Source organism: Blautia sp. AF19-1, from assembly GCF_003479155.1.
Classification (GTDB): domain Bacteria; phylum Bacillota; class Clostridia; order Lachnospirales; family Lachnospiraceae; genus Fusicatenibacter; species Fusicatenibacter saccharivorans.
The window spans coordinates 58,228-73,284 of record NZ_QUGQ01000007.1; the positions used below are offsets into that span (position 1 = coordinate 58,228).

General features: G+C 49.6%; 7 protein-coding genes. 1 reads left to right on the plus strand and 6 read right to left on the minus strand.

The genetic code is table 11. The features are described from left to right. Positions 1–305: 305 nt before the first annotated feature. Positions 306–2,135 carry a translational GTPase TypA gene (gene typA / locus DWX26_RS06430; protein ID WP_055220803.1) on the plus strand — a complete coding sequence of 610 codons (1,830 nt, stop codon included), beginning with the start codon at positions 306–308 and terminating at the stop codon, positions 2,133–2,135. An 87-nt stretch (positions 2,136–2,222) separates the two neighbouring features. Here the strand turns inward: typA and DWX26_RS06435 are convergent, their stop codons facing one another. The 6 genes from DWX26_RS06435 to DWX26_RS06460 form a co-directional block, all read right to left on the minus strand. After that, the gene (locus DWX26_RS06435; RefSeq protein ID WP_117761431.1) at positions 2,223–3,314 is read right to left on the minus strand and encodes a polysaccharide deacetylase family protein; all 1,092 of its coding nucleotides are present in this window, start codon (positions 3,312–3,314) and stop codon (positions 2,223–2,225) included. Between the two features lie 380 nt (positions 3,315–3,694). Then, entirely contained in the window at positions 3,695–4,909 is a 1,215-nt protein-coding gene (locus DWX26_RS06440) for a hypothetical protein (RefSeq protein WP_118601083.1), read from the minus strand. 21 nt (positions 4,910–4,930) lie between these two features. After that, positions 4,931–5,167: a hypothetical protein gene (locus DWX26_RS06445; protein ID WP_055266947.1), complete on the minus strand. Its 237-nt coding sequence runs from the start codon at positions 5,165–5,167 to the stop codon at positions 4,931–4,933. Between the two features lie 308 nt (positions 5,168–5,475). Next, positions 5,476–9,201 (minus strand): DNA-directed RNA polymerase subunit beta', encoded by a 3,726-nt coding sequence (gene rpoC / locus DWX26_RS06450; protein ID WP_118601084.1) that lies wholly within the window; start codon positions 9,199–9,201, stop codon positions 5,476–5,478. A 38-nt stretch (positions 9,202–9,239) separates the two neighbouring features. Continuing rightward, positions 9,240–13,079, minus strand: a complete 3,840-nt coding sequence (gene rpoB / locus DWX26_RS06455) for a DNA-directed RNA polymerase subunit beta (protein WP_117510452.1) — start codon at positions 13,077–13,079, stop codon at positions 9,240–9,242. Positions 13,080–13,429: 350 nt separating this feature from the next. Beyond that, positions 13,430–14,980, minus strand: a complete 1,551-nt coding sequence (locus DWX26_RS06460; RefSeq protein ID WP_117761434.1) for a carboxylesterase/lipase family protein — start codon at positions 14,978–14,980, stop codon at positions 13,430–13,432. Positions 14,981–15,057: the final 77 nt, after the last annotated feature.

Genomic DNA, 15,057 nt, shown 5'->3' on the forward strand with positions numbered 1-15,057 from the left:
AGAACCACTTTTTTCCAGATTTTTTTATTTCTATTCAAATCAGCATTCTGCCCAATTTTTTGTATATGTTTCTGTAAAAACCGCACCACATGCTTCGTATTTTCTACCATTGCAATACAAAAAATGTCACATCTTCCCTGTTTTTTTTCTCTGTTCTGTGCTATAATAATTCAGATAGGCAGGCATCCAGCAGAGACAAAACGGCAAGGCACCTGCCTTTGTGCTGTGATAAACATTCCCGGCCGGCTTGAAATTTTGAAAAATTGAACCCGGCAGGGTCAACTCATAGGAAGAGGAATGAAGAAATGAAAACAACGAGAGAAGATGTAAGAAACGTTGCCATCATCGCCCATGTCGATCATGGTAAAACTACACTGGTAGACGAGCTTCTGAAACAGAGCGGCGTTTTCCGTGCCAATCAGGAGGTTCAGGAACGTGTCATGGACTCGAACGATATCGAGCGTGAGCGTGGAATCACCATTCTTTCCAAAAATACAGCAGTTTACTACAAAGGAACGAAAATCAACATCATCGACACCCCAGGCCATGCGGACTTCGGCGGCGAGGTTGAGCGAGTTCTGAAAATGGTAGACGGCGTTATTCTGGTTGTAGACGCATTCGAGGGCGCTATGCCGCAGACCAAATTCGTGCTGAAAAAAGCACTCGAGCTGGATCTGTCCGTTATCGTCTGCATCAACAAGATCGACCGCCCGGAAGCCCGCCCGGATGAAGTTATCGACGAAGTGCTCGAGCTTCTGATGGACCTCGATGCATCTGACGAACAGCTTGACTGTCCGTTTCTGTACGCATCCGCAAAGATGGGTCATGCGGTACTCGATCTGAACGATACCCCGAAGGATATGACTCCTCTGTTCGAGACCATCCTGAAATACATCCCGGCTCCGACCGGCGATCCGGAAGCTGGCACACAGCTTCTGATCAGTACCATCGACTACAACGAATACGTTGGACGTATCGGTGTCGGCAAAGTTGAAAACGGAACGATCCGCGTGAACCAGGACGTTATGCTGGTCAACCACCACGATCTGACCAAGAAGAAAAAAGTAAAGGTCAGCAAACTGTATGAATTTGACGGACTGAAAAAAGTAGAGGTTACTGAGGCAGGCATCGGTTCTATCGTTGCTGTTTCCGGTATCCCGGATATCCACATCGGAGATACTCTCTGCGGCGATCTGGACAACCCGGTTTCCATCCCGTTCCAGAAAATCTCCGAGCCGACCATTTCCATGAACTTCATCGTAAACGACAGCCCGCTGGCAGGTAAAGAAGGTAAATACGTTACCTCCCGCCACCTGCGCGACCGTCTGATGCGTGAGCTGAACACCGACGTTTCCCTGCGTGTCGAGGAGACTGATTCCGCAGACTGCTTCAAGGTTTCCGGCCGTGGTGAGCTGCATCTGTCCGTCCTGATCGAAAACATGCGCCGTGAGGGATATGAGTTCGCAGTAAGTAAGGCAGAGGTTATCTACAAAGAGGACGAGCGCGGACGCAAACTCGAGCCAATGGAAATCGCATACGTTGACGTTCCGGACGAGTTCTCCGGTACTGTCATCCAGCTCCTCAGCGAGCGTAAAGGCGAGCTTCACGGCATGAGCCGCGCAAGCGATGGTTCCACCCGTCTGGAGTTCGAAATCCCGGCACGAGGCCTGATTGGTTTCCGTGGAATCTTCATGACCTCCACCAAAGGAACTGGTATCCTGAACACCGAGTTTGAAGATTACGCACCGTACAAGGGCGACATTGAATACCGCAAACAGGGTTCCCTGATTGCTTTCGAGGCAGGCGAGTCCGTTACCTACGGTCTGTACTCCGCACAGGAGCGCGGTACTCTGTTCATCGGACCTGGCGAGAAGGTTTACGCCGGTATGGTTATCGGACAGAACGGTAAGGCCGAGGATATCGAGCTGAACGTCTGCAAGACGAAGCACCTGACCAACACCCGTACTTCTTCTTCCGACGAGGCACTGCGTCTGACTCCGCCGAGAATCCTTTCCCTGGAGCAGGCTCTGGACTTCATCGACAAGGACGAGCTTCTTGAGGTTACTCCGGTTTCCTTACGTATCCGTAAGAAAGAGCTGGATTCCAGACTTCGTAAGAGAGCGGCAATGAAATAAATTTTCATAAAATGACATAAGAACCGCCGGTTCACTCTTGATTTGAGAGTAAACCGGCGGTTCTTTGTCGTTTTTCTATTCTGTTTTCTATTCGTTTGTCGTTCCGCCATGGAAGCCGTAATACGTCTCTCCCGCTGCAAGATCCACGCCGTTTGCCGCTGCAAGAGTATGAATCGTGACAAGCTCATACCCGCGGTTGATCAGCTCCGGCACGATCGTTGCACACGATTCTACGGTCGTCTCGTGGATATCATGCATCAGGATAATGTCTCCCGGGCTTACACTGTCGAGAACGGCGCTGATGTTTGCCTGTACATTTTTTGTCTGCCAGTCCAGGGTATCGACATCCCACATGATGCTCGGGCGGCCGATAGATGCGAGCAGTTCATCGGTGCTGTTTCCATACGGGAAACGGATGACAGTTGCACCCTGTCCGTTGTTGTACTGGGCGATCAGATCATCCGTCATCTGGAACTGGGCAAGGCCGTCGTCGGTGCTCAGTTCTTTCATATTCGGATGCGCATAGGAGTGGTTTCCAAGCTCACAGCCGATCGCCGCCATGCGCGGGATCACATCTGCACCGTATTTTTCCACATTGCTGCCGAGCATAAAGAACGTCGCCTGTGCCCCGTACTGCTCCAGCGTATCGAGAAGCGTGCTGGTATAGACGCCTGGGCCGTCATCAAAGGTCAGGGCTACCATCATCGAGCCGTTGCGGTCTGGCTGGTAAACACCCTGGTCATCAAAGTAACAGCCTTTTCCGCCGATCGCTTTCCAGCCGGTCGCCATGTAACCATTGGAATCAAAATGGTACTGGTTTCCGTCGATATCTGCCCAGCCGTTGACGTAGTACGTTGTGGCATCCGTTGCGTACCACCAGCCCGACGAGCTGTACTGCCATCCCGGCGTCTCATTCGGCGGCGTGGTCTCCGCAAGCTTCTTAATTCCCGCATTTCCCGATCCGTCCTCCGCCTCCGGCGCCGTCTCGCTCACCGTCTTTGCGGCTGTGTCATTACTCAGTACAATTCCTTTTTTCGCAAGCTGCGCTCCCGCAAATTTCCAGATAAGCGCAAGAAAAAGAAGGCCGATTACCACACACAGGGAAATCCGTGATACTTTCTGCATCATCTGTCTGCGGCGCATCTGCTTTCTTCTCTGTTTCAATGATTTTCTTTCCATATGATCTGTTTATACTCCATCGTCCCGCCCCTTTGCGGAACTTTCTTCCATCGTAACACAAACGTTTTTCGACATTTTTCTACTTACTATCATAACGTGATCTGACCTAAGATGCAAGGCACAAATTCTTACATTTTTCCACTTCTGGTAAATTAATGTTTATCGTTTCTTAACATCTTGTCACAAAAAAAGAGTGACTCTGCACCCATGGTAAAAGCGGATACAAAATCACTCTTTGTCACTCTCTTTTAAAAAACCTGGTTTCTTTCTGGTGCTTTGCCACCAAATCACAGGTCTTTCACCTGTCCAGCCTGATTATCCTCTCTGCTTAAGAGTAACTGCAAAGTTTTAACGTTGCCAGAACAACGGAAGCAAACACCTTATGCCTCATGTCCTATTTTAGTCAGGAAATCGCTGCCCATCACCCATTTTTCGTTTTCCAGCGTCACAACGGACTCGAGTTTCCAGGTGACGGTCTCTATTTTGGTTTTGCGGAAGAAATGGAGGAAACGGGTTCGTCGCTCGATCGCAGCGGTCACGTTGGTTTCGATCTTCATCTGGTTGGATTCGTTGGTTACGGTTGTGGAGACGCTGCTCACGGTGATGCTGGTGATTCCGGTGTTGGTGTCGCTGTTCAGGTAGGCATCGCAGAGCTGCTGGTACTGTTCTTTGGCGGTTTTCTGTACGGCGGTGTCGGCGGAAAATTCATTTTTGATGGTGCTGAAGGATTTTCCGGCGGCTGCGGCTGTGAATACCTTGTCCAGGGACTCTTCTGCGCGGTCGGCGATGGTTTTGCCGGTGGAATCGTTGAGTTTTAAATCCGGCAGGAATTCCATGCTGCTGTTGTCCTGCACGAGGACGATCTCGCGGTATGGGTCTTTCTGTTTTTCGGTCAGTTCAATGGTGTGGCCGCCGAGGAAGAGATACGGGATTTTGTAGATGCTGACGTTATCTGCTGTCTCTTTTAAATACTTTTTCCCGACCTGCACGCCGTCCAGATAGAACGAGGCATCCGCCGGGACGGTGATTTCGACATCCGTCACGCAGCTGTCTTTCGGCACAACGTACCACTCTTTGAAGTTCCATTTTACGGTATCCCCGACGGCGATCTCCAATGTTTCTTCCTGCGAGTCGCTCATGCCTTTTAACGTGTACCGCACAGTATAAATCCTGTTTTCCCCGGTCTCAAGATTCTGTTTTCTGCGCATGAAAAAGCTCTTGATCTCCGGTGTTTCCTGCCCGTCAGTGCCGTCCTGTTTTGCTTTCCAGGTCATTGCATTGACGTAGTTCTTCCGCGACAGAAACGTGCTGTCCGGGAACTGGCATACATCGTATGCACTGTTCCAGTCTCCTGCCAGGCATGCTTCCACGTAATTCCGTCCTGCCGCCTGCGGCGCATACAGATACGCGCCTGCCATAAAAAATACGGCGCACAGAATCAGAAACAGACTGAGATTCACGATCAGAATCCGCAGACTCATCGGCAGATCACGAAATTTTGCCGCCTGTATTTTCACAGAAAGCTCCGTCGTCTCTTCTCCGTCTTTTTCCACATGGCGGAATCTTTTTCCTTTTCTTTTCCACTTCTGGAGCATAGTTTACCTCATCTTTTCCTCTTATTTAGACTGTTCTTTCACCGCATACGTATGCACCCGGTCGCTCTTCTGGCTGTATGCCTCTCCCTCGGAATAATACTCCTCCGATGTCGTGGAAAAACGCGTAATCGTCTCTTTCACACGCTCTCCCGCCGTTTGCTGGTGGAGAAACAGCGCTGCAATCATCAGAATCACAAATATATCCAGAATCAGTACCGCCGCATTTGCCACGATGCCAGGTAATTTTTTTATCCACATAGGCTTCCCTCTTTTCTGTCTCCATTGTAACAAAATGCTCCCGAAAACACAAGGAAAGCAGAGACCCCGGCGAACCGAAAATTCTCTGCTTTTCACAAATGACATATTTATTTTTTAACCTTGTTTCAATCCACAGTCGGTAATTTCACAGAGTCTGACATGTCAGCAGAATGCTGACTGTGGTTTGCCTCATGTCAGTGGGGGATACCGATTTCTCTCCGCCCGCCACTGCCGTTAACTTTCTTATTTGCAATTCATCTCACCACCTATAGAGGTGGGAGAATCCTTGCTATTATTTGTTGAAGGGTTTACTCCTCGGTATCATCCTTTGACGGAATCATTTCCTCAAAGTCGAAGTCGAGCATCGGCTCTTCCTCTTCAGCTGACGGCTCTTCAACCGGAGCTTCTGCCATCGGAGCTGCCGGAGCATCGTCCTCAAGATCTTCGGTCAGAATCAGATCCTCGTCCTCTTCTTCCTCGATCATGCTGTCGGTATTCAGATGAATGTTGCTGTAGCACTTCATACCGGTACCGGCCGGGATCGGTTTACCGATGATAACGTTCTCTTTCAGGCCTACCAGATGGTCAACCTTACCCTTGATAGCAGCGTCGGTCAGAACCTTGGTGGTCTCCTGGAAGGATGCTGCGGACAGGAAGGAATCGGATGCCAGGGATGCTTTGGTGATACCAAGCAGTACCTGTTTTCCTTCTGCCGGCTCTTTGCCTTCTGCGATCAGAGCTTTGTTGGTCTCGTCGTAATCCAGGAAGTCTACCATGTCGCCCGGAAGGAATTCGGTATCTCCGTTTTCCTCGATGCGGATCTTCTTCAGCATCTGGCGAACGATAACCTCGATATGCTTATCGTTGATTTCTACACCCTGCAGACGGTAAACTCGCTGTACCTCGCGGATCATGTAATCCTGAACGGCACGTACACCTTTGATCTTCAGGATATCATGCGGGTTGACAGAACCCTCGGTCAGCTCGTCTCCGGCTTCCAGAACTGTTCCGTCTGCGATCTTAATACGGGATCCGTAAGGGATCAGGTATGTCTTGGATACGCCGCCTTCCGGATTGGTAACAACGATTTCGCGTTTCTTCTTGGTGTCTTTGATCTGTGCAACACCGGCGATTTCGGTGATGATGGCAAGTCCTTTCGGCTTTCTTGCCTCGAAAAGCTCCTCGACACGAGGAAGACCCTGTGTGATATCTCCACCGGCAACACCACCGGTATGGAAGGTACGCATGGTCAGCTGTGTACCAGGCTCACCGATCGACTGTGCTGCGATAATTCCGACAGACTCACCAACCTGTACTGCCTCGCCGGTTGCCATGTTGGCACCATAGCATTTTGCGCAGATTCCGTTACCGGAACGGCAGGTAAGAATGGTACGGATTTTTACTTTTGTATAATGCTCACCGTTCTCGTTGATGCCGTCTTTGATGACACGGGCAGCACGTTTCGGGGTGATCATATGGTTTGCTTTTACAATGACGTTGCCGTCCTTGTCTTTGATCGTCTCGCAGGAGAAACGGCCTGTGATACGATCCTGCAGACTCTCGATCTGCTCTTTTCCGTCTGTGAACTCGCTGACCCACATACCCGGAATTTCGTCCTTGCCCTCGGCACAGTCGATTTCACGGATGATCAGGTCCTGAGAAACGTCTACCAGACGACGGGTCAGGTAACCAGAGTCGGCGGTACGAAGCGCGGTATCGGACATACCTTTTCGTGCTCCATGTGCGGACATGAAGTATTCCAGTACCTGAAGACCTTCACGGAAGTTTGACTTGATCGGCAGCTCGATGGTGTGTCCGGTTGTATCGGCCATCAGTCCTCGCATACCAGCCAGCTGTTTGATCTGCTTATCGGAACCACGGGCTCCGGAGTCAGCCATCATGAAGATGTTATTGTATTTATCCAGTCCGTCGAGCAATGCTTTTGTCAGCGCATCGTCGGTCTTCTTCCAGGTATCTACAACCTCTTTGTAACGCTCTTCGTCTGTAATCAGACCACGTTTGAAGTTTCTTGTAATCTTGTCTACCGTTGCCTGTGCTTCGGCGAGCATCTCCGGCTTCTGCGGCGGCACGGTCATATCGGAAATGGATACGGTCATGGCTGCACGGGTGGAGTATTTATATCCGGTTGCCTTGATATAGTCCAGAACCTCTGCGGTTTTGGTAGCTCCGTGTGTATTGATGACTTTTTCCAGAATCTGTTTCAGCTGTTTCTTTGCAACGAGGAAATCAACCTCAAGCGCAAGCTCGTTACCCGGAACCGTACGGTCTACGTATCCCAGATCCTGCGGCAGAATCTCATTGAAGAGGAATCTTCCGAGTGTGGAGCTTACGTTCTGCTGCATTACAGTACCATCTTCCATCTCTTTTTCGCAGCGGATGGTAATCTTGGTCTGCAGGGTAATATATCCGTTCTCGTATGCCAGGATGGCTTCGTTCATATCGCGGAAGAAGCTTCCTTCGCCCTTCTCGCCCGGACGCTCCTGTGTCAGATAGTAGATACCAAGAACCATATCCTGGGAAGGAACGGCTACCGGACCACCATCGGACGGTTTCAGCAGGTTGTTCGGAGAAAGAAGCATGAAACGGCACTCTGCCTGCGCTTCTACAGACAGCGGCAGATGGACAGCCATCTGGTCACCGTCGAAGTCGGCGTTGAATGCGGTACAAACCAGCGGGTGCAGCTTAATCGCTTTACCTTCTACCAGAATCGGCTCGAACGCCTGGATACCCAGACGATGCAGGGTAGGGGCACGGTTCAGCATAACCGGATGCTCTTTGATGACGTCCTCGAGAACGTCCCATACCTGCGGCTCGAGTTTCTCGACCATTTTCTTTGCATTTTTGATGTTATGTGCAGTGCCGTTGGAAACCAGCTCTTTCATAACGAACGGTTTAAACAGCTCGATTGCCATTTCTTTCGGCAGACCGCACTGGTAAATCTTCAGTTCCGGTCCTACGACGATAACAGAACGGCCGGAGTAGTCAACACGTTTACCAAGAAGGTTCTGACGGAAACGGCCGGATTTACCTTTCAGCATGTCGGACAGAGATTTCAGAGGACGGTTTCCAGGACCGGTTACCGGACGGCCGCGGCGGCCGTTGTCGATCAGGGCATCAACTGCCTCCTGGAGCATACGTTTCTCGTTGCGCACGATGATATCCGGTGCACCGAGCTCCAGCAGTCTCTTCAGACGGTTGTTACGGTTGATGATACGGCGGTACAGGTCATTCAGGTCAGATGTTGCAAAACGTCCTCCGTCAAGCTGTACCATAGGACGCAGATCCGGCGGAATAACCGGAACCGCATCAAGAATCATCCACTCCGGACGGTTTCCGGACTCACGGAATGCCTCAACAACCTCAAGTCTCTTGATGATGCGGGCTCTCTTCTGTCCGGTAGAATCTTTAAGACCTGCCTTTAATTCAGCAGACTCTTTTTCCAGATCGATTGCCATCAGAAGCTCTTTGATGGATTCCGCACCCATACCTGCACGGAAGCTGTTTCCGAACTCCTCTCTGGCATCCTGGTATTCTTTCTCGGTCAGAACCTGTTTGTACTGTAATTTGGTATCGCCTGCATCAAGAACGATGTAGTTTGCGAAATACAGAACCTTTTCCAGAGTTCTCGGAGACAGATCCAGGATCAGTCCCATACGGGACGGAATTCCTTTGAAATACCAGATGTGGGATACCGGAGCTGCCAGCTCAATGTGTCCCATACGCTCACGGCGCACACTGGATTTTGTTACTTCTACGCCGCATCGGTCGCAGATTACGCCTTTGTAGCGAATTTTCTTATATTTACCGCAATGGCACTCCCAGTCTTTGCTTGGTCCGAAGATTCTTTCACAGAACAGACCGTCTTTTTCCGGTTTCAGCGTTCTGTAGTTGATGGTCTCCGGTTTTTTTACCTCGCCATGGGACCACTCCCGGATTTTCTCCGGGGAGGCAAGTCCTATTTTGATGGCATCAAAGCTCATCTGGTAATTTTCTTTTTTTGCTGTTTCTGGCATTTGATTACCCCTTTCCTCGCAAAGCGAAGATCTACAAGTTACATGTCATCATCTGAACTTTCATCCAGATCAAGATAAGAGTCTTCTTCTTCATCCTCTTCCACATCTACCATTTCTTCTCCGTCAAATTCTTTCTTGGAGAATCCATAGTCACCAAATCTCTCGTCCTCTCTGTCAGAGTAACGGTCTCCCTCGATGATGTGGTTCAGGTTGGTATCACCGTAATCAACTGATTCCATAATTTTAACTTCGGTATTGTCATCACGCAGTACGCGGACATCGAGTGCCAGGGACTGCAGCTCTTTCAACAATACTTTGAAGGATTCCGGAATACCAGGCTCCGGAATATTGTCGCCCTTGATGATGGCTTCGTATGTCTTCACACGGCCAACCACATCGTCAGACTTCACAGTCAGGATCTCCTGCAGCGTGTAGGATGCACCGTACGCCTCAAGAGCCCAAACCTCCATCTCTCCGAAACGCTGTCCACCGAACTGAGCTTTACCACCCAGAGGCTGCTGTGTAACGAGGGAGTATGGGCCGGTAGAACGGGCATGAATCTTATCGTCTACCAGGTGATGCAGTTTCAGGTAATGCATGTGTCCGATTGTCGTTCTTCCATCGAACGGCTCACCGGTACGTCCGTCGCGGAGCTGTACCTTACCGTCTCTTGCGATATCAACACCCTTCCACAGTTCTCTGTGATCCAGATGCTCTTCCAGATACTGATATACTTCCGGAAGCAGAATATCTTTATATTTCTCGGAGAATGCATCCCATTCCATGTTTACATAATCGTTTGCCAGTTCCAGGGTATCCTGAATATCTTTCTCGTTTGCGCCGTCGAAAATCGGGGTGGATACGTTAAATCCAAGCGCTGCTGCTGCAAGGCTCAGGTGGATCTCCAGCACCTGTCCGATGTTCATACGGGACGGCACACCCAGAGGATTCAGCACGATGTCCAGCGGACGTCCGTTCGGCAGGAACGGCATATCCTCTACCGGAAGTACACGGGAAACGACACCCTTGTTTCCGTGACGACCAGCCATCTTATCGCCGACAGAGATTTTTCTCTTCTGTGCGATGTAGATGCGGACTGCCTGGTTTACTCCAGGAGAAAGTTCGTCGCCGTTTTCACGGGTAAATACTTTGGCGTCCACGATGATACCATACTCACCGTGCGGTACTTTCAGGGAAGTATCACGTACTTCTCTTGCTTTCTCGCCAAAGATGGCACGGAGCAGACGCTCCTCTGCGGTCAGCTCGGTTTCTCCCTTCGGAGTTACTTTTCCGACCAGAATATCACCGGCACGTACCTCTGCACCGATGCGGATGATTCCACGCTCGTCCAGGTCTTTTAAGGCTTCATCGCCGACGCCCGGAACGTCTTTTGTGATCTCTTCCGGTCCAAGCTTGGTGTCACGGGCCTCTGCCTCGTACTCCTCGATGTGGATGGAAGTGTAAACATCATCCTGTACCAGACGCTCGCTTAAGAGTACGGCGTCCTCGTAGTTATATCCTTCCCAGGTCATAAATCCGATCAGCGGGTTTTTACCAAGAGCAAGCTCGCCCTGGTAGGTAGACGGACCGTCTGCGATTACTTCGCCGGCCTCTACATGGTCACCTTTAAATACGATCGGTTTCTGGTTGTAGCAGTTGCTCTGGTTGCTTCGCATGAATTTGGTCAGATGGTAAACATCTTTTGTTCCGTCATCATTGTTCATGCGGATCTCGTTGGAGCAGGAATAGGAAATGGTTCCTGCTTTTTTTGCAACGACGCAGACACCGGAGTCTACGGCTGCTTTTGCTTCGATACCGGTTCCTACTACAGGAGCATCGGTGATCATCAGCGGTACGGCCTGACGCTGCATGTTGGATCCCATCAGCGCACGGTTCGCATCGTCGTTCTGAAGGAACGGGATCAGCGCCGTAGCAACGGAGAATACCATCTTCGGAGACACGTCCATGTAATCAAACATGTGCGGCTCGTAGGACTGGGTCTCATCCAGATAACGTCCGGAAACGTTCTTGTTGAGGAAGTGTCCTTCTGCATCCAGCGGCTCATTTGCCTGTGCTACATGGTAATTATCCTCTTCATCTGCGGTCATGTAGACTACTTCGTCGGTAACACGCGGATTTTTCGGATCTGATTTGTCAATTCTTCTGTATGGAGCCTCAACGAAGCCATACTCGTTGATGCGCGCATACGATGCCAGAGAGTTGATAAGACCGATGTTCGGTCCCTCAGGAGTCTCGATCGGGCACATTCTTCCGTAATGGGAGTAGTGTACGTCTCGAACCTCGAATCCGGCACGGTCACGGGACAGACCGCCAGGTCCAAGGGCGGAAAGACGTCTCTTGTGCGTCAGCTCTCCAAGCGGGTTATTCTGATCCATGAACTGGGACAGCTGGGAAGATCCGAAGAACTCTTTGATTGCAGCTGTAACCGGTTTGATATTGATCAGGGACTGCGGAGAAATTCCGTCGATGTCCTGTGTTGTCATACGCTCACGTACCACACGCTCCATACGGGACAGACCGATGCGGTACTGGTTCTGAAGCAGCTCACCTACGGCACGGATTCTACGGTTGCCCAGGTGGTCGATATCATCGGCATTTCCTGCGCCGTATTCCAGATGCATGTTGTAGTTGATGGAAGCGAAAATATCTTCCTTTGTGATATGTTTCGGAATCAGGTCGTGAATGTCACGTTTGATCGCCTGTTTGATCTCTTCGATATCGGTATTTTCCTCCAGGATCTTTTCCAGAACCGGATAGTATACTTTCTCGTTGATGCCAAGTTCTTCCTCGTCAACATCTACCCATGCTTTCAGATCTACCATTAAGTTGGAAAGAACTTTTACGTTTCTCTCCTCTGTCTGAATCCATACATACGGTACTGCTGCGTTCTGAATCTTGTCTGCGAGTTCCAGAGTAACGGTGGTGCCTTTTTCTGCAAGGATTTCACCGGTGGACGGATCTACAACATCCTCAGCGAGGATCTGGTTGCGGATACGGCTGCGCAGTGCAAGTTTCTTGTTGAATTTATAACGGCCTACCTTTGCCAGGTCATAGCGACGCGGGTCAAAGAACATGCTCATGATGAGGCTCTCTGCATTTTCTACTGCGAGAGGCTCGCCCGGACGAATTTTCTTGTACAGCTCGAGAAGACCTTCCTGATAGTTGGTGGAAGTATCTTTGGTGAAGCTTGCAAGAATCTTCGGCTCTTCACCGAACAGCTCTACGATCTCTGCATTGGAGCTTACTCCAAGTGCACGGATGAGGACTGTGATCGGAACTTTTCTGGTACGGTCTACGCGGACATAGAAGACGTCGTTGGAATCGGTCTCGTACTCCAGCCATGCTCCACGGTTCGGGATTACGGTACAGGAGAACAGTCTCTTTCCGAGCTTATCATGTGCGATGCCGTAATAAATACCAGGGGAACGTACCAGCTGGCTGACGATTACTCGCTCTGCACCATTGATAACGAATGTTCCTGTTGCTGTCATCAACGGCAGATCACCCATGAAAATTTCGTGCTCTGTGATCTCGTCTTTTTCCTTATTATATAATCTTACTTTTACCTTTAACGGTGCCGCATAAGTAGCGTCACGCTGTTTACACTCTTCGATTGAGTATTTTACGTCATCTTCACACAGTGTAAAGTCTACGAATTCAAGGCTCAGCCGTCCGCCGTAGTCGGAGATTGGTGAAATGTCATCAAAGACTTCCTTGAGTCCGCTTCTCAGGAACCAGTCATAGGAATCCTTCTGGACTTCAATCAAGTTGGGCATTTCCAATACTTCTTTTTGTCTCTGGTAACTCATTCGCATACTTTTTCCGGTAGGTATCGGACGTATTCTGTTTTTCTCCATTGACGTTGTCACCCCTTGTGTTATAATATATTTATTACCGCTCATGCCTGAACAAAAGGTTTTAGGCATATCTTGCCATAATAGTGCATTTTCTAGATTATCATGTTTTTTCAAGTGTGTCAACAAAACAGATTGTATTTTTTTCAGTACAATCTGTTTTTTACTGGTTTTTCTTCCGTGACCCTGTTAGAATAATACTTTAGATGTGATTGAAAGCACCGAATTTTCAGAAAAAACCGCCTGTTTGATTTTTTTATTTTTCAAATCAAACAGGCGGTTTTTTTATTCTAATTTTTTAATATTTCAGAGCTCCATCCCGATTTCGCTTATGCCGCGTCGAATCGTTCTTTTTAATGCTGAATATTGTCAGCCATCATGTCCATAAAGCTCCATGGTTTCAGAACTTTGTTGATCTCTGCAAACACTTTATCATCGTAGTTGTGTTTTACTTCCGTTTTGCGGTCAAACACCATGGTATCCGCATCCTCTGCTTCTACTTCCGGCCAGTGCGGGAGTCCGGCATGATCCGGGGTGCCGTTCTTTGCGAAGGCAAGAAGTGCTCCGAAGATTTCGCTTTCCAGTTTATCGCTGACATCCGGGATGCCACAAATTTCTACGAGATCTGCGTTTCCGAAGAAATATGGGATATCGGAGCAGTGCCATGCCGGCTTGCCGTGCTGGAACGGGAATTCCAGAGCGAAGTTGTAGAGATATGCTTTGCCGCCGCCTTTTGCGAACAGTTTGGCAAGTTTTACGGTCGGCTCACGCATTGCACGGTCGATGGCAAGAACATCTACGCCGTTCTTCTCCGGATATGCTTCTTTGAAAGCGTCCAGAACCTTTTCGGCATTGTCTCCATAAACCTTTTTGAGGATTTCCAGAATCTCTTCCGCTGTCAGTTTGTTCTTATCATAAGCTGCCGGTGCAAACGTTGCGAACTCGCCGTATACGGTTCCGATCATCATCGGAATCTGATGTGCATGCTCACGGAAGCCTGCGTCGAATGGATTTCCATAGAAGTAATCGCCCTTTTTCGGGCCGCCGCCGATGTAGCCGCCACTCTGTGCAATCGCCGGAGCCACTTTTGCATATGCAGCAGCAAGCTGCGGATACGGTACAGTTTCCAGCTGAGCCACATCGTCAAAGCCGAGCGCTTTCATCATTGCCGTAATAATCTCCGTGCCGTCTTTCTCTCCTGCGCCGAGCGGATCGTCCTCCATAACACCGCTCATGACAAGGCCTTTCTGGAACAGGCCGTCTGCTGATGGAATCTGCATCAGGTCAATCACCTTCATTCCGCCGCCGGACTGGCCGAAAATGGTTACATTCTCCGGATCGCCGCCGAACAGGGCAATATTGTCATGTACCCACTGCAGGGCTGCCACCATATCGGCGTGGCCTGCGTTTGCGGAGTTTTTGTATTTTTCCCCAAACGGAGACAGATCCAGATATCCTAAAATATTCAGTCTGTGGTTGACAGAAACAAGAATCGAATCACCTTTCTTTGCGATGCTGACGCCGTCATACGCAACCTGCTCGATGGAAGATCCCGCTGCGTATCCACCGCCGTGGAACCATACGAGAACCGGTTTTTTGGCTTCCGGATCAAGTTTGTTTGTCCAGATATTTAAGGACTGGCAGTGCTCATCCTGCGGCCAGTAGCGGTGCGGAACCATAAGCTCGCCGTTCGGTGTATCTTGGTTCTGAAGCGGGCATACAAAGCCGTAGTTTGTCGCATCCTTCACGCCATCCCATTTGGACGGAACCGGCATCTGGAAACGGTCTGCGTATGCATACGGAATTCCTTTGTAAATGTAAACACCGTCATAAAAATAACCTTTTAAATCGCCGGATGTGGTATGCAGCACCGGCACGCCATCGTAATCAAATATTTTCCCCATTTTGAAATACCTCTTTTCTGTAGAATTTAGCATTTATGTTGTTTTCAGTATAAACAATATTTTCGTCCTTTTCTACT

Bases quoted from the DNA above. Each gene is read 5' to 3' on its own strand.
- typA (WP_055220803.1), top strand. From the start codon at position 306: ATGAAAACAACGAGAGAAGATGTAAGAAACGTTGCCATCATCGCCCAT.
- DWX26_RS06435 (WP_117761431.1), bottom strand. From the start codon at position 3,314: ATGGAAAGAAAATCATTGAAACAGAGAAGAAAGCAGATGCGCCGCAGA.
- DWX26_RS06440 (WP_118601083.1), bottom strand. From the start codon at position 4,909: ATGCTCCAGAAGTGGAAAAGAAAAGGAAAAAGATTCCGCCATGTGGAA.
- DWX26_RS06445 (WP_055266947.1), bottom strand. From the start codon at position 5,167: ATGTGGATAAAAAAATTACCTGGCATCGTGGCAAATGCGGCGGTACTG.
- rpoC (WP_118601084.1), bottom strand. From the start codon at position 9,201: ATGCCAGAAACAGCAAAAAAAGAAAATTACCAGATGAGCTTTGATGCC.
- rpoB (WP_117510452.1), bottom strand. From the start codon at position 13,079: ATGGAGAAAAACAGAATACGTCCGATACCTACCGGAAAAAGTATGCGA.
- DWX26_RS06460 (WP_117761434.1), bottom strand. From the start codon at position 14,980: ATGGGGAAAATATTTGATTACGATGGCGTGCCGGTGCTGCATACCACA.